General features: G+C 26.7%; 17 protein-coding genes. 12 read left to right on the plus strand and 5 right to left on the minus strand.

What is annotated here, in order from left to right; translation table 11 throughout:
- Nucleotides 1-13: 13 nt before the first annotated feature.
- The 4 genes from grpE (at nucleotide 14) to CLTHE_RS01280 (ending at nucleotide 4,346) form a co-directional block, all read left to right on the plus strand.
- The gene (grpE, locus tag CLTHE_RS01265) at nucleotides 14-592 is read left to right on the plus strand and encodes a nucleotide exchange factor GrpE (protein WP_080021635.1); all 579 of its coding nucleotides are present in this window, start codon (nucleotides 14-16) and stop codon (nucleotides 590-592) included.
- A 3-nt stretch (nucleotides 593-595) separates the two neighbouring features.
- A complete protein-coding gene (locus CLTHE_RS01270) occupies nucleotides 596-2,305 on the plus strand; it encodes an Hsp70 family protein (RefSeq protein ID WP_080021636.1) in 1,710 nt (569 codons plus the stop codon).
- 7 nt (nucleotides 2,306-2,312) lie between these two features.
- Entirely contained in the window at nucleotides 2,313-2,819 is a 507-nt protein-coding gene (locus CLTHE_RS01275; RefSeq protein WP_080021637.1) for a tetratricopeptide repeat protein, read from the plus strand.
- Between the two features lie 105 nt (nucleotides 2,820-2,924).
- On the plus strand, nucleotides 2,925-4,346 hold the full coding sequence (locus CLTHE_RS01280; protein WP_080021638.1) for an ABC transporter substrate-binding protein: 1,422 nt from the start codon (nucleotides 2,925-2,927) through the stop codon (nucleotides 4,344-4,346).
- Between the two features lie 69 nt (nucleotides 4,347-4,415).
- Here CLTHE_RS01280 and CLTHE_RS01285 read toward each other — a convergent pair whose 3' ends face one another.
- Together CLTHE_RS01285 and CLTHE_RS01290 are read right to left on the minus strand one after the other, a co-directional pair.
- On the minus strand, nucleotides 4,416-5,714 hold the full coding sequence (locus tag CLTHE_RS01285) for an APC family permease (protein ID WP_080021639.1): 1,299 nt from the start codon (nucleotides 5,712-5,714) through the stop codon (nucleotides 4,416-4,418).
- A 70-nt stretch (nucleotides 5,715-5,784) separates the two neighbouring features.
- The gene (locus tag CLTHE_RS01290) at nucleotides 5,785-6,510 is read right to left on the minus strand and encodes a gamma-glutamyl-gamma-aminobutyrate hydrolase family protein (protein WP_080021640.1); all 726 of its coding nucleotides are present in this window, start codon (nucleotides 6,508-6,510) and stop codon (nucleotides 5,785-5,787) included.
- A 443-nt stretch (nucleotides 6,511-6,953) separates the two neighbouring features.
- Between CLTHE_RS01290 and CLTHE_RS01295 the strand changes: the two genes are divergently transcribed.
- Both CLTHE_RS01295 and CLTHE_RS01300 read left to right on the plus strand, forming a co-directional pair.
- Nucleotides 6,954-8,072, plus strand: a complete 1,119-nt coding sequence (locus CLTHE_RS01295) for an NAD/NADP octopine/nopaline dehydrogenase family protein (RefSeq protein WP_080021641.1) — start codon at nucleotides 6,954-6,956, stop codon at nucleotides 8,070-8,072.
- A 126-nt stretch (nucleotides 8,073-8,198) separates the two neighbouring features.
- Entirely contained in the window at nucleotides 8,199-8,990 is a 792-nt protein-coding gene (locus CLTHE_RS01300; protein ID WP_080021642.1) for a VgrG-related protein, read from the plus strand.
- Nucleotides 8,991-9,068: 78 nt separating this feature from the next.
- On the opposite strand, the gene brnQ is transcribed toward CLTHE_RS01300, so the two are convergent.
- Complete coding sequence (gene brnQ, locus CLTHE_RS01305; RefSeq protein ID WP_080021643.1) at nucleotides 9,069-10,337, minus strand: branched-chain amino acid transport system II carrier protein; 1,269 nt, start codon at nucleotides 10,335-10,337, stop codon at nucleotides 9,069-9,071.
- A gap of 283 nt (nucleotides 10,338-10,620) precedes the next feature.
- Here brnQ and galU point away from each other — a divergent pair, with 283 nt between their 5' ends.
- From galU to CLTHE_RS01320, 3 genes are all read left to right on the plus strand, one after another.
- On the plus strand, nucleotides 10,621-11,499 hold the full coding sequence (gene galU, locus CLTHE_RS01310) for a UTP--glucose-1-phosphate uridylyltransferase GalU (protein ID WP_080021644.1): 879 nt from the start codon (nucleotides 10,621-10,623) through the stop codon (nucleotides 11,497-11,499).
- Between the two features lie 144 nt (nucleotides 11,500-11,643).
- A complete protein-coding gene (locus CLTHE_RS01315) occupies nucleotides 11,644-12,579 on the plus strand; it encodes an LCP family protein (protein ID WP_080021645.1) in 936 nt (311 codons plus the stop codon).
- A gap of 108 nt (nucleotides 12,580-12,687) precedes the next feature.
- Complete coding sequence (locus CLTHE_RS01320) at nucleotides 12,688-13,824, plus strand: hypothetical protein (protein ID WP_080021646.1); 1,137 nt, start codon at nucleotides 12,688-12,690, stop codon at nucleotides 13,822-13,824.
- Nucleotides 13,825-13,861: 37 nt separating this feature from the next.
- On the opposite strand, the gene trpS is transcribed toward CLTHE_RS01320, so the two are convergent.
- Nucleotides 13,862-14,866: a tryptophan--tRNA ligase gene (trpS, locus tag CLTHE_RS01325; protein WP_080021647.1), complete on the minus strand. Its 1,005-nt coding sequence runs from the start codon at nucleotides 14,864-14,866 to the stop codon at nucleotides 13,862-13,864.
- 131 nt (nucleotides 14,867-14,997) lie between these two features.
- Nucleotides 14,998-16,074, minus strand: coding sequence for a GerAB/ArcD/ProY family transporter (locus CLTHE_RS01330; protein ID WP_080021648.1), 1,077 nt, complete (start codon nucleotides 16,072-16,074; stop codon nucleotides 14,998-15,000).
- Between the two features lie 104 nt (nucleotides 16,075-16,178).
- Here CLTHE_RS01330 and CLTHE_RS01335 point away from each other — a divergent pair, with 104 nt between their 5' ends.
- From CLTHE_RS01335 to CLTHE_RS01345, 3 genes are all read left to right on the plus strand, one after another.
- The gene (locus CLTHE_RS01335) at nucleotides 16,179-17,606 is read left to right on the plus strand and encodes a spore germination protein (protein WP_080021649.1); all 1,428 of its coding nucleotides are present in this window, start codon (nucleotides 16,179-16,181) and stop codon (nucleotides 17,604-17,606) included.
- The gene (locus CLTHE_RS01340) at nucleotides 17,584-18,708 is read left to right on the plus strand and encodes a Ger(x)C family spore germination protein (protein WP_080021650.1); all 1,125 of its coding nucleotides are present in this window, start codon (nucleotides 17,584-17,586) and stop codon (nucleotides 18,706-18,708) included. The genes CLTHE_RS01335 and CLTHE_RS01340 overlap by 23 nt, the downstream gene beginning before the upstream one ends.
- A gap of 97 nt (nucleotides 18,709-18,805) precedes the next feature.
- Nucleotides 18,806-19,897, plus strand: a complete 1,092-nt coding sequence (locus CLTHE_RS01345) for a sensor domain-containing diguanylate cyclase (protein ID WP_080021651.1) — start codon at nucleotides 18,806-18,808, stop codon at nucleotides 19,895-19,897.
- Nucleotides 19,898-19,966: the final 69 nt, after the last annotated feature.

Raw genomic sequence — 19,966 nt, forward strand, 5'->3', positions numbered from 1 at the left:
GAGAAGTGAATATATGAGGGGGATAGATTTAGAGAAAGAGTTTGATTTTTATAAGGCAAAGTACTTAGATGAGAAATCTTCTATAGAGAGTATTTTATTAAGTAAAGATATAAATGATTTATTTAAAGATATAGAAAGATTAAGAAAAAAAGAGCTAATAAAGTTTGAAAGATTAGAACAATCCTATATAGATAAAATAGATAGACTTGAAATGGAGAACATAAAGTTAAATAAAGAAATATGTGAAAAAGATAAGTCTATTAAAAAAATTTTAAATGGAATGATACAGATATTAGATGAAGTAGATGAGCTTAAAGAACTTTTAGAGGAACGTAACGACTTAAAGGGTTTAAAAGCTTTTAATAAAACTTTTAAGAAGATAAATAAAAAAGTAAATTATATAGGATTAGAGAGAATAAAGACTATTTCTGAGCAATTTAATGAGGATGTTCATTATTGTGTAGAGGTTATAGAAGGAAATGAAGAAGAGAATGAAACTATAGTAGAGGAAGTTAAAAGCGGCTATTGTTATAAGGGGAATATAATAAGAGAAAGTCGTGTAGTTGTTATAAAAAATGAGGGGGAAATTTAGTATATGGGAAATATAATAGGAATTGATTTAGGAACTACTACTTCGGAGGTTGCATATATAAAAGATGGACATCCTGTAATTATAGGAAATGAAAAGTATTGTGATGGAAATATAATGCCATCTGTAGTTACCATAAAAAAAGATGAAATAATAGTTGGGAAAAAAGCAAAGAGACAAATGCTTATAAGACCAGAAATAACAGTAAGTGAAATAAAAAGACTTATGGGAACAAATGAGAAGATAGTAATAAATGAAAAGGAATACCTTCCACAACAAATATCAGCAATAATATTAAAAGAATTAAAAGAAATGGCAGAAGAGCAAATAGGGAAAGTTGATGAAGCAGTAATAACTGTTCCTGCAAATTTTAATGATATACAAAGAGCGGCTACAAAGGAAGCAGCACAAATTGCTGGATTAAAAGTAGAAAGAATTATAAATGAGCCAACAGCAGCAGCTATGTATTATGGATTAGAAAATATAGGTAAAGAAGCTAAAATTTTAGTTTATGATTTAGGTGGAGGAACTTTTGATTGTACAGTTCTTGAACTTTTTTCTGGAATAATGGATGTTAAAGCAAGTAGAGGAGATAATCTTTTAGGTGGAAAAGATTTTGATAATAGAATAGAGGAATATATTTTAGAATATATATCTAAAAATACAGAAGTTAACATAGAAAAATTAAGTAAGAAAAAGAAAAGTGAAATAAAAGAGACAGCAGAAGAGGCTAAGAAAGATTTATCAGTATCCAATAGTACAGACATAATAATAAATAATTTAGGGATAGATAAAGAGGGAGAATCTATAGATATAGAATTTGAATTTTCAAGAGATAGATTTAATCAGTTAACAAAAGATCTTATAGAAAAGACAGAAGTAATAGTTGGGGAAACTCTTCTAGCATCAGGAATAACAGGTAAGGATATAGATATTGTTCTTCTTGTAGGTGGCTCAAGTAGAATGGTAGCTGTTTCAGATATGTTAAAGAAATCTTTTGGAGATAAAATTATAAGTAGTGTAAATGCTGATGAAGCAGTAGCACTTGGGGCAGCAGTTCAAGCAGGAATTAAAGATTCTAAAATAAGTTCAGAAAGTGGACTTATTGTTACAGATGTTTGTAGTTATACACTTGGAGTAGCAGTTGAAGAAAATGAATTTAGTCCAATAATAAAAAGAGATATGAAGTTACCAATAATTAAATCAGAAATTTATGTAACTTCTTCTGATGATCAAGAAAGAGTAAATATAAGAGTTTATCAAGGAGAAGAAAAGCTGACTGATGATAATATGTTTGTTGGAAACTTTGTCATAGATGGTATTCCAAAGAAAAAAGCTGGAGAAGAAAAAGTAGAGGTAACTTTTGAATATGATTTAAATGGAATGTTAGATGTTTCAGTTGAAGTTTTATCAACAGGAAAAAAGAAACATAAACTTATGGCTGTTGAGAGATTAAATGAAAAAGATATAGAAGATCTATCAAAAGATATAAATATAAAACAGAAGAATCTAACATGGAAAGATTCAGAACTTTATAATATAGTTAGTGTAAGTATATCAGTAGCTAAAGATAAATTTGAAAAAATGGATAGTAAAACTTTAGAAAATGTAAATAGTATAATATCTGAAATGAAAACTGCTATTGAAAATGAAGATAAGGATAAAGTAACAAAGTTAGATGATACTCTTACAGATATCTTATTTGATATAGATTAGGAGAGATATGACAGAAGAACTAATTTATAAATATAAAATTATAAGTTTAGATTATATAAAGAATAGAAATATAACTTTAGCAATAAAGACTTTAGTAGAAGGATTAGAAATAAATAATAAAGATGTAGACTTATTAAATATATTAGGATTATGTTTTTATAAAAAATGTATGTTTAATGAAGCGAAGATTGTATTTGAAAGAAGCTTATCTATAACAGCTAGAAATAAAGCTAAAAGATATCTAGATTATATTAATTCAGATAATTTTAAACTTTTATTAGTAGATTATAATGAAGGAATAAAGGCTTTAAAGAATAGAGAGTTAAATAAAGCTAAAATATTATTTGAGGATATTATAAAAAGAGAAAATGAATTAATTGAACCATATTGTATTTTAACTGAAATATATATTTATGAAAATAAATATGAAGAAGCTAAAGCTTGGTTAGAAATTCTTATGGAAAAAGATATTGGAAATGAAAAGATATTAACGTATATTAAATATAAAAAATAGGCTTAAAAAATTTATATAAAGATGTGAAGTTTTACTATTGTTCAAAAAAACTTCATATCTTTTTTTTATAATTAATTGGATATAGATTAAACCTTGGAGGAAATTATGAGTAAGAAAAAGATCACTAAAATAATAGGCGCTCTTGTTGTAATAGGAATAATTATAGGCGGAGGATATGCTATTAATCATAGAAATTCACATAAAGTAAGTAAAGATCTTGAATTGACGCTTTCAGGCACACCAGAAACAATGAATCCCTTTTATGTAAGTTCAAGTAACGCTTTATTTGTTTCAGATATGTTATATGAACCAATTTATAATTTAAATAATGATGGATCAATTAATTGTGATGGATTAGCTAAAAATATAGTACATACAAAAGATGAAAAAACTTATACAGTTACGCTATATAAAGATTTAAAATGGTCTGATGGGCAACCGGTAACAGCAAATGATTTAATATATTCATTTAATGAAATGATGAATCCTAAAAATAATATAAAATTAAGAGAGAAATTTCTTATAAATAATGAACCAATTAAAATAAAGAAAATAAATGATTTAACTGTTGAATTTGATTTGCCAGAGCCTTCTAAAGATTTTATTGGAAATTTAGCACTTTTCCATCCTATACCAGAGCATATATATAAAGGTGTTATTGATTTAAAAAATTCACCAGAAAATAATAAGCATGTTACAGATGGACCTTATATGTTCCAAAGTGAAGAGAAGGGAAAAGATTTAATTCTTGTAAGAAATCCTTACTATGAAAAAAATCATTCAAAAGTAGAAAAGATTACATTTAATGTAGAACCAGAAACAAATTCAGGAATAGTTAATGTTATGGCATTTAATCTTAACAATAAAGCATTAAGTAATATAAAGGTTAGAGAAGCAATTAGTTATGCATTAAATAGAAAAGATTTATCACAATCAAAATATGAAAATAGTAGATATATACAAGATGCATATTCAATTTTTACACCTTCAACAGAATATTATAATAATAATGTAGTAGAGTACAATCATGATTTAAACAAAGCTAAAGAATTAATGAAAGAATCAGGAGAACATAATTTAACATTAAAATTAACATATGAAGCAGGAGCTAAAGCAGCTGCAAGTGAAGCTTTAGTAGTTAAAAATAATTTAGCTAAAATAGGAATTAATATTATGCTTCAGCCTTTAGCAGAAAATGAATTTAACAAAGAAGTTTCAAATCCTAAGAGTGGAGAATATGATTTAGCTATTACTTCATATAATGAAGGAACTAATCCAAATAATTATGCCCAATTAGTTATTACAAATGGAGCTAAGAATATTTCAGGATTTAATAATATAGAAGTAGATAGACTGTTTAAAGATGCAGAAAATACAAAGAATAAAGTGGAAAAAGAAAAATTATATGGACAAATACAAGATATAATTGCAAGAGAAATACCAATTTATACAATAAATTATCAACAAAATATAGATAGTATTTCTAAGGATGTATTAAAAGTTGGTATGTCAGGAATAGTTATGTAGACTATGATAAATTTAATATTAATATAAAATAACCCCCTCTAGATTTATTTAAACTAGAGGGGGTTATTTTTATTTAAATTCTATGTTTTTACGTTTATTATAATATCTCATAAAGAAATAAAGTGGAATTGCAAGAATTAATCCGCCAAGTCCCCAAACAATTTCTTGAAGATCTGATTGTGTAAGAATCCATACACTAACGGCCATAGCTATTATAGGAATTACAGGTCCAAATGGAATTTTAAATGAACCATCTAATTCAGGACGTTTTTTTCTTAATACTAACACTGCAAGACAAGTAGGTAAGTATTGAGCAAATCTAGAAATTGAACTTATTAAAGCTAAATGAGTAAAACTTCCTGATAAAGCTATTGGAATAGTTATTATAGTACTAACTATTACAGAAACATAAGGAACTCCTCTTGAATCTGTTTTTGCCATAATTCTAGGGAAAAGTCCATCATTAGCTAAAGCCATTCCAAGTCTAGGTGTAAGGAAAGCTTGTGTTGCATTTATTCCTATTATTGAAACAAGTATACCAAGACTTACAAGTATTCCACCAAAAGGTCCCAGAATTTCAGAAGATGCTGTAGCAACTGGAGTAAGGTCTGTTGCTAATTTAGGACCAAGAATACCAATTGAAATTGCTTGTATAAGCATATAAATAACTGATACAAGAAGCATAACAACTACAATAGCTTTAGGTATATTTTTACTTGGGCTATCCATATCTTCGGCAGCTAAAGCTATACTTTCAAATCCAGTAAAGGAGAAGAAAATTAAAAGAGCAGCTGAACCAAAAGATCCATGTGTATATGTACCATGTGGAAATACTGGAGTAAAGTTTCCACCTTTTATAAAAAATATTCCTACTGCAATGAAAATAACTAAAGGAATTAATTTACCTATAGTTGAAACATTAATTACTATTTTAGAAAGATTAACACCAGCTAAATTCATTATTGCAAGTAAAATTAAAAGACCAATAATTAGAATATCTTTTGTAATCCCATGTGATGCAGCTGGGAAAAATACTGAAAGAGCAGTAGTAAATCCAACTGCCATAGTTGCTGCTGCAATTATACATATTGCGTATGTCATAAATCCAACTTCAAAAGCAGGGAATATTCCAAAAGCTTCTTTAGTATAAAGGTAAGGACCACCATTATTTTTGAATTTACCACCAACTTCAGCAAAACATAAAGCAATAGTAATTGCAAGAAATGCATCAAATAAAATTACACCTAAACTAGCAGGTCCAATTAAAGCCATAGCTTTATTTGGTAATAGAAAGATACCACTTCCAACAATAGCATTGAATCCAAGAAGAACAATGCTCAGAAAACCAATTTTAGATTTTTTACTCATTAAATTACTGCTACATAAAGAGGTAATTTATGTAGCAGCATCCACCTCCTTTTTCTTCTGTTTAAAAGTATTAGCATTTAGAAATAAAATATTTAAAGAGATCTAATGTTTTAGAGTCACTAGCTGCCATTATTTCAGGATGCCATTGAACTCCTAAAAGAAAATTATCTTCATCTATTTTTTCAATTGCTTCTATAGTTCCATCAAGGGACTTAGCAGTAATTTTAAAACCATCAGCAACTTTTTTTATTCCTTGATGATGAAATGAATTTACTCTATATTCTTTCCCAAAAACATTAAAAAGATTAGAATCTTCAGTAATATTAATTTTATGATATCCTTTATGAGGATCACCTTTTTGAACATGATTTATATTACATGAATCAAATTCAGAAAGATCTTGATAAAGAGTTCCTCCATTAGCAACATTTAAAAGTTGATGACCTCTACAAATACCTAGGTAAGGAATCTTAGCCTTTGTAGCCATTTCTAAAAGAGTAAATTCAAATTCATCTCTTTCATTTGAAATAATGCTAAGAAGAGGATGAGGTTCTTCACCATATCTATTAGGATCAATATCATAGCCACCAGTTATGATTAATCCATCAATTAAATCAACTTGTTCTTTGATTATATCTCTGTCTGTAGTTGCAGGAATTAATATAGGAATTCCCCCAGCTAGTTTTACGGCTTCTACATATTCAGTAAAAATTCTTTGAACTGTAAAACCAGGAAAAGAATCATTATCTTTAGTGTTTACTATATTACAAGATATACCTATAATTTTTTTCTTCATGATTATACCTCCATTTAATTTTGTATATTATATTATATGCAATAAAAGGACTTCTCTCTAAAGTATAGAGACCCAATTTTGGGCGGTTCCACTCTACTTTAGACAAAAGTCCCTCAATGAATTTAAAATTCTAGCTATAAGGTAGCAATCCTGCCAAACTACTTAATTTCATAAGGCATACTCCATAGCGCAATAAAAAAAGTTACTAAGTTAAATCTCTCACCAAAATGATTTATTCTCTGTGACTTTTAGCTTTTTAAATCTCTATTTCAACGTATCCGACTATTCTTATCTGATTAAAAAATTTGTTAAATACATTATATCAATTGAAAAATTCTTGTCAATATAAAAAAATTTAATAAAAATAAATATTACAGAATTGTAAACACATAAAAAAGAAAATATGGTAAAATGTAGACAAAGAATTTTTGAGGAGGAACAGTATGAATATTTGTATTATAGGAGCAGGAAATATAGGAACTTACTTAGCAAGTTTTATAGGTTTAAATGAGAATAATAAAGTATGGTTACATACTTCAAAAGTTGATATGTTTGATGGATTTATTGACTTAATAGAAGAAGAAAAAAATTTAGAACATAGAGTTAAACTTCATAAAGTTGTTGATAATTATAAAGAAGGAGTAGAAGAAGCAGACATAATTCTTGTTACATATCCTTCATTTATGCTAGAAAAAGCTTTAAATGAAATTATAAAATATATAAAACCTGGAGCAGCAATAGGTATAATTCCAGGATTTGGTGGAGTTGAATTTTTTAAAGATAAATTTTTAGAAAAAGGTTGTACTTTCTTTGGCAGTCAAAGAGTTCCATCTATTACAAGATTAAAAGAATATGGTAAGAGTGTTTATTTAAAAGAAAGAAATCCTTTTATGAAAATAGGTGCATTTCCAAAGGAAAAATGTAGTGAAATTGCAGATATAATGACTAAATTAATAGATATTCCTTGTATACCTTTAGAAAGTTATTTAGCTATAACATTATCACCTTCAAATCCAATTTTTCATCCATCTAGACTTTATGAATTATTTAAAGATCATCATGATGAAAAAGTATATGATGAGCATTCATTATTTTATGAAGGATGGGGAGATTTTGCATCAAAATGCTTAATTAATCTTGATAAAGAATTAGAAGATGTAACTAAAGCTTTAATAAATAATCCATCTAGTGAATTTGAAAGAATAAAATCTAGATTTAATATAGAGCATCCATCTGAATTAACAGAAAAAATTAGGACAGCACCAGGATTTATAGGAATAAAGACTCCAATGATAGAGTGTGAAAATGGGTTTAAACCAAATTTAGAGTCAAGATACTTCATAGAAGATTTAGAGTTTGGAACATGTATTATAAAGGGATTCGCAGAAGTTTTAAATGTGAAAACACCTTTAACAGATGAAATAATAATGTGGGGACAAAAATTATTAAATAAAGAATACTTGGTAGATGGTAAATTAATAGGGAAGGATTCAAAAGAATTATTAATTCCTAGAAATTTAAATTTAAATACAAGAGAAGATATTCTAAATTATTATAAATAAATTAGAGACGCAGAATAAAATATTCTGCGTCTTTTTTAGTTTGTAAATAAAGTGTAAAAAGCATTGTAGAGGGATAAAATAACTTTTAATATTAATATATACAGAAGAAAGAGGGGTAACTTTGAATTGAAACGAATATTTATAGCTGCAGCAGTAACAGCAGCCATTACAGGAGCAACTGGAACAATAACAGCTCATGCAGATACTATAAATCACTCAGTAAGAGCTAATTATATAAGTAAGAAAAATAACGTACGAAATAAAGTTAACAATCAAAATGCTAATAATTATTATACAACAAGACAAATTACACAGCTTTCTGCTATTTTTGAGTCTAATAATAATCCGGGAAGTATTTCAACAGGAAAAGGAGATTTTGGCGGGAAATCTTATGGAGCTTGGCAATTTTCAAGCAATACTGGGACTTTAGCTGAATTTATTAATTTTTTAAAAAGAGAAAATTATAGTTTTTATTTTGCCTTAGTTAGAGCTGAATATAAACAAAAGGGAATACAATACGGAAATGAATTTGATAATGTTTGGAAGTCTATAGCAAATAAATATCCAAATACATTCTATAATTTACAAATGGAGTTTATAAGAGAAAATTATTATGATAAGCTTGTTAGAATGTTAAGAAGAGATGGGGGATTTTCAAAAATGCTTTCAAATTTAGCAGTACAAAATGTTTTAGTTTCTACTGCAGTACAAAATGGTGTTATGGGAGCATATAAAATAATATCACCTTTAAAATACAGAGATAATCCAAGAGATTTTATAAAAGATATATATAATAGAAGAGCACTTGTAAATGAAAAAGGAGTCTTGGTTAATTTTTATTCTTCTTCTAATTCTGTTCAACAAGCTATAAAATGGAGATTAGTAAGAGAAGAAGATACTGCACTTAGTATGTGTTAACAGAAAAAAATTAGGAATAGTTCGGAATATATAAATTATTTTATATTAAAATGGAGCATATTTTATATGCTCCATTTTTTATGCTTGAACTAATTCTTGAGATGGTATTCTAAATATTAAATTTCCAATAATAACACTTAGTATTGTTGGAATTAACCATGAGAAACCTAAAGAGGCAAGTGGAATAAAGCTTAAGTTAACAAAAGGTATAACTTGAAGAATTCCAAATATTAATGATACATAAACACCTAATCTAATAGCACGTACATTTTTTAAGAATTTACTAAATAAAGTGGTAAATATTAAAGTTATTGCTACAGGATAAAGTATATTAAGTATTGGTCCGGAGATTTTTATTATTTTATCTACTCCAAGACTTCCAATAAAAATACTTATTATAGTTATACAAATAGCATTATATTTATATTTTAATTTGCCTTTTGATATTTCTTCAAAGAAAGAGGATCCAGCAGTTATTAATCCAATTGAAGTAGTTAAGCAAGCAAGTCCCATTGCAACACCGATTATTGTAGTACCAGCACTACCTAGTATTCTTTTAGAAATAAAAAGTAAAAGACTTGTATTAGTTATATCTCCACTAACTACTGATGTAGTTTGTGCACCTATAAAAGTTAATCCTCCGTATACAATAGCAAGTCCAATAGCAGCAACTAAGCTAGCTTTAATAGTCATAGGAAGTAGCTTTTCTTTTGAATATCCTTTAGAAGAAATATTTTTTGAGACAATAGCCGCAAAAAGTAAAGCAGCTAATGCATCCATAGTTTGATAACCTTCTATAAGTGAATTTGAAAATACACTTGTAAATCCAGTATCTGCAACATCTCCTATTGGTAAAAATATTCCTTTAACTATTATTATTCCAAGGATTATAAGTAATGCAGGTGTTAAAAATTTTCCTATAGTATCTATGATTGAAGTTTTGCTAAATACAAAAAATAAATTTATACCAAAATAAATTAACATCCAAACAAATGGAGGTATTTGAGGTAATATTGGGTGAATAGTAAGTTCATAAGTAGTTGCAGCAGTTCTTGGAATTCCAAGCATTGGTCCAATTGCAATAAATAAAATTGCTGCAAAAACAATTGCAAATTTAGGTCCAATTTTTGAAGCCATTGTTTTGAAAGTTCCATCACCTTTAGTACAAGCGATTATAGCTAGCAAAGGTAAACCTACTCCAGTTAAGGTGAATCCTATTATAGCAAAGATAAAATCCTTACCTACAGCATGTCCTAAAAATGGTGGAAATATTAAGTTACCTGCACCAAAAAACATAGCGAAAAGTGCAAAGCCAACAATAAAAAAATCTCTCGTACTCTTTTTCATATAAAAAACCTCGCTTTTGTAAAATTTAATATGACATTAATATATCATCAAATATTATAAGATTCAACATAAAATACGTTAAAAATAAAATTAATATTAAAATAAAAGCTAATTTTTTAATACTTTACTAAAAAATATCGCATTAAAATGAAAAAGTATAAAAATAGAATAAAATTTAAGGGGGTAAAATGAAAAATCTATAATAATTAATTATTTTAAATAATTATATGGAAATATATGTGATATAATTAAAATGATAACGATGTTATAAGGGGGAAAAATTATGAAAGTAAAAAAGGCTATAATACCAGCAGCTGGGTTAGGAACTAGATTTTTACCAGCAACTAAAGCACAACCAAAGGAAATGTTACCAATAGTTGATAAGCCAACTATTCAATATATTATAGAGGAAGCTGTTGCATCTGGAATTGAAGAAATTCTTATAATAACAGGAAGAAATAAAAAGTGTATTGAAGATCACTTTGATAAAAGTATTGAGCTTGAAATGGAATTAGAGAAATCAGGAAAAGAAGAACTTTTAGAGTTAGTAAAAGATATTTCAAGTATGGTTGATATTCATTATATAAGACAAAAAGAGCCAAAAGGATTAGGGCATGCAATTCATTGTGCAAAAACATTTGTGGGAAATGAACCTTTTGCAGTTCTTTTAGGAGATGATGTTGTTTATAATGAAAAACCATGTTTAAAGCAATTGATGGAATGTTATGAAGAATATAAAACTTCTATTTTAGGAGTTCAAACTGTATTAGAAGAAAATGTATCTAAATATGGGATAATAAATGGAATTCACATAGAGGACAGAGTTTATAAAGTAAAAGATTTAGTTGAGAAACCAAGTGTTGAAGAAGCTCCAAGTAATGTAGCTATTTTAGGAAGATATATAATAACTCCTCAAATATTTGATATATTAGAGAATACTAAACCAGGAAAAGGTGGAGAAATTCAGCTTACTGATGCATTAAAAACTTTAATATCTCAAGAAGCAATGTATGCATATAATTTTGAGGGAAAAAGATATGATGTTGGAGACAAGCTTGGATTCTTAGAAGCAACAATAGAATTTGCTTTAAGAAGAGAAGAATTAAAAGGTGAAATGTTAGATTATTTAGAAAATAGAAGCTGGGAAAAAGTTTTAAAATAAAAAAGAGATTTAAAGATTAAGAGTTATGTAACTCTTAATCTTTTTTTTGAAAATAAACAAGTAATATGAAAATAAAATTAATTTTGTAAAAAAATGATGAATGATATATAATTTAGTAGTGGATATTTTTTAAGGGGGATTGAAATGGGTAAAAAAAAGAAAAAAGATTCTACAAAAATACTAAAAAGAATTTTGATTAGTCTTATTGCAGTTATAGTGCTTTTAGTTGGAGTAGGAGTTTTTTATGTTTATAATGTTTTAGGAAAAATAGAAAAAACTGAAATAAATAAAGATGATCTAGGAATTGTAAAAGAAGAAACAGGTAAAGACATAACTAATATAGCTCTTTTTGGTGTAGATGCACCTAAAGGTCAAACAGGTAGGTCAGATAGTATAATGATTTTAAGTCTTGATAAAGAACATAAGAAAATTAAATTAACTTCTATTATGAGAGATTCATATGTAAATATACCAGGAAGAGGTATGGATAAAATAAATCATGCTTATGCTTTTGGAGGACCACAACTTGCTATAAAAACTTTAAATACTAATTTTGGATTAAATATAGAGAATTTTTTAACTGTTAACTTTACATCATTACCAATAATAATAGACAAAATTGGTGGAGTAGATATAAATTTAACTAATGGAGATTTAAAATATTTAAATCAGCATTTAGGGAATAAATCAACTCCTGTAAATGGAACTGGAGTTCATACTTTAGATGGTGAGCAAGCAATGGCTTATTGTAGAATAAGATATGATGGCGGAGATCAAAGAAGAACTGAGAGACACAGAACTGTATTAGAAGCAGTATTTAAAAAAATTAAAGAAGTACCAGCTTCTAAAATTCCAAGTATAATTACAGATTTATTGCCATATGTTGAAACTAATTATTCTTCAACAGAAATACTAGGATTAGGTACTAGTAATATGAGTTTATTAAATACTGATATGGTTCAATATAGACTACCTGAAGATGGTAAATATCAAGGAAAGAATATTAAAGGAGTCTATTACACAGTATTTGATATTCAAGAAACTAAAAATGATTTAAAGAAATTTATTTATGAAAATTAATATAAAAAGACTATCAGTTTTGATAGTCTTTTTTGTATTAATTTGTAAAAAAAAGATTTAAAAGAAAATAATCATATGGTAAAATATGTATTAAAAGGGGTGGATATAATGAGAAAGAAAAAAAGAGATATGGGAAATATATACATAGGAATTTCAGTACTATTATCTATCTTATTAATAGGTGGAGGGATTATTTTTAAAGGCTTAAAAAAAGGTGATGAATATAAGCCTTTAGCAGTAGAGAAAGAGGAACCAGAAGAGAAAAAAGATAATTTATTATTAGCATTTATAAAAGATAAAAAATTAGAAGGACTACGCTTTTTAAATATAGATAAAAATAATAATAAAATAACAGGAGATAATTATCCAAAAGAATTTTTAGTAGAAAATAAAGAAGAACTTATAAAATTAGAAAGATTATATACAAGTGAAAAGAAATTTGAAAAAAGTATGCTACAGAAAAATTTTGAGATAGATGATTTTAGTTATATAGAAGTGGATGTTGATATTGTATCTAAATACATTAAATATGATAAAAATTTCATAAATAATATATTTTTAAAATCTTTAGAATTAACACAAGAAGAAAAAAATGAATTTTATAAAGGGTTTAAAATTATAGATGGAAAGACTAAATTAAGTAAAGAGGAATATGAAGAGTTATTAGGGAAAATAAGTGAAGAAGATTTAAAAATAGAAAAAGCAGAATTTAAAACTGTAACTTTAGAGGAGATAATAGATAAAAATGCTATTGAGATATTAACAGAAGAAGAAAAGAAAATAAAGATTTCTTATAGAAATGAAGAACAACTTAGAAATTATAAAGGATATATAGATATAAAAGAAAAGGAAAAGATAAAGCTTGAAGAAAAAAAGGCTATTATAGAATCTACAAATAATAATTTAAATGTAACAAGCAATAATAGTAGTGTAGGAACAAGTAATGTTAATGGAGTTAATAGTAATACATATAATTCTAATAGCTCTAATAATTCAACAAATAGACCATCTACTAATACGAAACCAAATGGTAATGTAACAAAACCAAATGATAATGTAATAAAGCCAAGTGATAATGTAACAAAACCAAATAAACCAAATTCAGATAAACCAACTGAAACTCCACCAATTCAAGAAGAGAATTCAAATACTAAGCCACCATCAGAAAATGTAGATAAAGAAGAACCAACAACTCCACCAACTAATACAGAGTCAAGCAATCCGAATGAAAATAAACAAGAATAATTATAATAAAAAAAAGAGGACATTTAATGTCCTCTTTTTATCTTGGTATAAATCCAATTTTCTTTTGAACTTTTCTTAAAGTTTTATTTGCTATATAAGAAGCTTTTTGAGCACCATTTCTATAAATTTCTTCAAGAGTTTTCTTATCTTTTTGTAATTCAAGAGCTCTTGCTTGAATTGGAGCTAATTCTTCAATTATTGCATCTGCAACATCTTTCTTTAATTCCGCATATCCAAGATTTTCATAGTTCTTTACAATATCAAGTGGATTTTCACCTTTTATTGTAGCTAATATATCTATAAGATTTTTAACTCCAGGTTGTTCTTCGGTATAATTTACAACACCAACACTGTCAGTTACAGCTCTAGAAATTTTCTTTCTTATAACTTCTGGAGGATCCATAACTAATATGAAAGAGTTAACATTTTCATCTGATTTAGACATTTTTTTAGTTGGTTCTTGAAGGCTCATTATTTTAGCACCCTCTTTAGGAATATATCCAGTTGGAATTTTAAATGTCTCACTATAAGCATTATTAAATCTATTTGCTAAATCACGAGCTAATTCTAAATGTTGAGTTTGGTCTTTTCCAACAGGAACAAGATCAGTTTGATATAAAAGAATATCTGCTGCCATTAATACTGGATACATAAAAAGTCCAGCACCTATTGAATCGCCAAATCTTTTTGATTTGTCTTTATATTGTGTCATTCTTGAAAGTTCACCAACATAAGAATTACAAGTTAAAAGCCAACCACACTCAGCATGAGCAGGTACATGTGACTGAATGAAAAGAGTATTCTTTTCTGGATCTATACCAGCTGCTAAATATATTGAAAGAAGTTCTAAAGTTTTGCTTCTAAGATCTTTTGGTTTTTGAGGAACTGTTATAGCATGTAAATCAACTACGCAAAAATAACAGTCATAATCTTCTTGTAATTTAACCCAGCTTTTTATAGCACCTAAGTAATTCCCAAGAGTTATGTTTCCTGAAGGTTGAATACCACTAAAAATAACTTTTTTAGCTTCTGAATTTTCCATAATTTCACTCCTTACTAGGTATTTATAATATAAATTATATGTTCCTGTAAACCCAATGTCAATTTGAAATAATACAGTAAAATCAGGTTTTTATATTCTTTTCAAATAAAAAGAAAACGTATATTTTCACCTTACATTTTCATTCTTTTATATTTAAAGAAATAAATTACATAAGTTATTAGTGGAATAACGAAAAATACCACTAAAAGTATAAATTGCAAAGGTCTAAGTAAATTAAACATAACAAATTGACTAGAACCGATAAAATAGGATAATACAGCAATTATTATTGTATATATAGTGATAAAAACTTTTTTTCTTTTAATTTTATTTCTTAATAAGGTTATTATTCCTGTTAATGATAAGACATATTTTAAAAATAAATTACAAACAGTTCTAAGTAAGAAAAAGAAATCACCAAACTCAAGAAAATCTTCAATGTCTAATCTTTGAGCTTGATAAAATTCTGGATAATATATATTAGATGCCCTAAGTGGACCAAAAGTTCCAATTAAAAGTACAAAAACAAATGTAACTAATATACAAATAATAAAAGTACCTAATAAGCTATTTTTTATTAAATTTTCTTTATCACGTACATATCTTAAAAAAGGAAATATTATAGCTATGGAAGAGAAAGAACCTAGCAGCATAAGTGTTGCAAAAATGTTTTCCTTTGAAAGTCCATTAAATAAAATAGGCAAAAGATATTGGAAGTTTTTATATTGATAAAGCAATGCCATTAAAAATAAATTAGATACAAAAATAATAGTTATAGTTACAATTACAACTATAGTTATTGTTCTAAAATTTTTACTAGCTACATATGCAGCAGGAATTATAAAAAATGCTAAGCAATACCATATTGGAGTTTCTATAAATATTGTTGTATGAATTGCACTAGACTCCACTGTAGCAGCTTCTAATGAAGTTAAAAATAGTCCTACACAAAATAGAAATAAAAAAATATTTCCAAGCAATTTAGGATAAGTATTATAAAAAACTTTCTCTAATGTTAAAGTCTTAGTTTTTAAAGATATAAACATTATTAGAAAAATAAATCCTAATAAAAGAAAGGTTGCTACTAATGCAGAGATCCAAGTATCTCTTCCATTAACTCCTATAAAAATTGAAGCATAAGTTCTGGCACTTATGGCAGTAACCGAAAAAATAAAAAATATCAAATGTTTTGAATTTATTTTGTACATTTAAAAACTCTCCCTTTTATATAAAAAATGAATTTAAAGTTAGTATTTACAAAATAATGAATATTAAACATTTATTTAGGAATAATATTTTTAGGTGATGTAGAATGAATAATAATTTAATGAAAATTAAGAATGTTTTAGAGGGGAGTTTTGATGTTAAATATAGAGAAGTGGAAACTTCCTTAGGAAAAGCAACTTTAGTGTTTGTAGATAATTTATGTAGTACACAGTTTATAAGTCAATATATTGTTTTTCCATTAAAAGAAAAAAAGTATAAATGCAGAAATATGGATGACATAATTAAAAATGTTTTAGATATAAACATAACAAATTACGTTAAAGATAAAACAGACATAGAAGATGCATTATTACATATCGTATCTGGAGATGTAGTGATTGTTATTGAAGGATATGAAGAATTAATATATTGTGAAGCAAAAGGATTTGTTAGAAGAAGTATTTCTATACCAGTTACAGAAGCAGTAGTAAAAGGTCCAAGAGAAGGATTTAATGAGGTTTTTGTTGATAATATATCTTTATTAAGAAGAAAAATGAAAAATCCAGATCTAAAATTTGAGCCTACATATGTAGGAGAAAAAAGTCAAACAGTAGTTTGTTTAGCATACATAAAAGGAGTAGCACCAGAATCTTTAGTAGAATATGCAAGAAACACAATAAAATCATTAAAAATAGATTTCTTATTAGATACAAACTTTGTTGAAAGTAAATTTAAGACAAAAAATTCAGTTTTTGATACAGTAGGATATACTGAAAAACCAGATGAAGTTGCGGCAAAAATGATGGAAGGAAGAATTGCAGTACTTGTTGATGGAACTCCATTTGTTATAACAATACCATACTTTTTCTTAGAAAATTTCCAAATGCCAGATGATTATTATACAAATAAAACATTTGCAAATTTTACAAGAGTAATAAGATGGTTTGCTTTCTTTTTTGCAACATTTATTCCAGGTATGTATGTAGCAATAATTACATATCATTTTTCTTTAATACCTCCATTATTTGTATTTAGGTTAGCAGTATCTAGAGCTGGAGTACCATTACCAACAGTATTAGAAGTGCTCGTAATGATGGTATCCTTCCAATTGGTGAAAGAAGCAGGATTAAGGCTCCCTCAACCTATAGGAAATGCAATGAGTATAGTTGCAGCACTTATATTAGGAGAAGCAGCAGTTGGAGCAGGGATAGCATCAAGAATTACAATTGTGATAATAGCTTTAAGTATGCTAAGTTATTTCCTAGTTCCTAAAATGTATGGTGCATTAACCATATGGTCATTTGTTTTTGTAATTGTTGGAGGATTCTTTGGCTTACCAGGTTTATTCGTATTTTCAATGGTTTTCTTAGCAAATATTGCAGATTTAGAAACAGGAGGATACCCTTATTTATTTCCAATAGGAAGTTCTGAAAGATTTAGATTTAAAGATGTTTTTTTTAGAGGAAAATTGGATAGAATTTCTAAAGAGATAATTGGGAAAGGTGAGAAAGATGAAGATAAGAAAATTGATTAAAGTTGGTATACTTTTAATTGCTATACTTCTTATGTTAGCAGGCTGTTATAATTATAGAGATATAAATAATGTTACTTTTGTTACTAGTATGGTATTTGATTTAGATCCTATAGGAAATGTAGTAATTTATATGGATTGTGTTAGACCATATAGAGATAATAATGAAAGTTCTGATAATGGAAAAAGAATACTATATAAAGGTACAGGAAAAACAGTTTTAGAAGCATTAAGAGATGTAAATATGGCATCAAGTTATAAAATAAATGTTACACAGAATAAAGCTTTTATATTTACAGAAAAAGCTGTTAAAGAAGGAATAGATAAATTTTTAGGTATTATAAATAATGACCAAGAATTTTTAGTTAAGCCTTATATCTTTGCTTATTTTGGAGATGTAGAAAGATTATTAAAAGTAGCAGCTAGTGATGAAGAGTATATGGGACTTTTCATAAATGATCTTGTTAAGAAAAATAAAGCAAATTCAAGAGCAATAATTGTAAATATAAATGAATATATGACTGCAAGTGAAATTGGAGCTAATAGTGCTCTTATTGGAGCATTAGAGTTAAGAAAAGATGTAATTGATGAGAGAATAGAATTAAGTGGTGGAGTAATAATGAGAAATAATGTTATGCAAGAGAAAATTGACATTATGGATGGCTTAACATTTAACATTTTAGAAGATAAAGTTAAAACAGGTACTTTAGAAATAGTTAATCCGCAAATGGAAGAAGGATTTATAACTTTTGAAATATTAAAAAATAAAACTAAAACCAAAATAGAATATAATGGTGATAGAGTTTTATTAACTAAGGATGTAAATATGAAGGTTACTTTAGCAGAATCACAAGGAAGGTTTATAGTTGATAAACAATCCTTACAGATTATAGAGGATACAACAGAAGTAAGAATAAAAGAATATTTACAAGCATTCTTTGATAAATATAATAAAAAAAATATTGACATTCTTGGCGTAGAAAGAATGTTAGAAATAAAATATCCAGGTTTAGTTAAGGAAGACATATTAAGTATCTTAGATGTAGATATAAAAGTGAACTTGGATGTAGAAGGAACTAGTAATACTAAGAACAGTTATTTCTAGTTGTAAATCTTATTGAAATTAAATGTTAAAAATAGTATCATTTAAATATATCAAATAAATTGATGAACTTTATTTTAGGTGGTGGTTTTTTTTAGCTATGGATTATTATAGAGAGCTGTATAATAATTTGAAAAATGAATATGAAATCTATCAAAATTATACAGAAAAAAAAATTCAACAAGTAATCAATAGGAATATAAAATTAGAAAAAGACATGGATGTTTTATCTAATATAGTACAGATAAGTCAGTACATAAATTCTTATATAAGAGATAAAAACTTGGTATCAATGATAAATGATATGATAATTGGAGTTTTAGGTGTAAAACATTCATCTATATATACAATGAAGCTTGGAAAATTAGAAATTAGAGCTAGTAGTCCAGAAGCTTGTAAAATGGAATTAACAGAAGAGGAAAGAAAACATTTTGAAGAGGGAAGAGAATATATTTTCAATTCAAATACTTATTTAAAAATTTGCCCCAGCTGTAAAACTAAAATAAAATCATCAATGGGAATGCCAATAAAATTAAGGGATAAGTTTATAGGATATATAATAGTAGATCATACAATAAATCTAACTGAGGAAAATAGAATATTTTTAAGATCAATTTCTAATCAAATTGCTATAGCACTTGAAAATTCTATCTTGTATATGGAACTTAGTAATATGGCAAAAAAAGATCCTTTAATGGGAATATATAATAGAAAGTACTTTTTTAAAAAGGTAGAAAAATTATTAGAAAAAGAAAAAGATATTGATTATGCAATAGTAATGTTAGATTTAGACAATTTTAAAAAGATAAATGATACTTTTGGACATCAATATGGTGATGAAGTATTAAAAGTTGTTGGTAGAGTAGTTATTAAAAATGCTTTGAAAACTTCTATATTTGCTCGATATGGTGGAGAAGAGTTAATATTATTTGTATATGGATTTAAAAATAAAGAAGAAGTTTATAATCAAGTTGAAACTATGAGAAAAGAAATTCAAGATAAAGAAATTATATTAGGAGATATAAAATCTAATGCAACAGCAAGTTTAGGTTTAGCATTTTCTTCTAATGAAAATAGAACATTATTAGATATAATAAATAAAGCAGATATGCTTTTATATAAAGCAAAGCATAATGGAAAAAATAGAGTGGTTTGTGAAGAAGAATTTATTAAAGAAACTAATATCTTATAAAAAAATAAGGTATTAGTTTTTTATATTTTTATAAATAAATTAGAACATAAAAAAATTGGATATGAATAT

Origin of the sequence: Clostridium thermobutyricum DSM 4928 (assembly GCF_002050515.1) — a bacterium.
In the GTDB taxonomy this organism is placed as follows: domain Bacteria; phylum Bacillota; class Clostridia; order Clostridiales; family Clostridiaceae; genus Clostridium; species Clostridium thermobutyricum.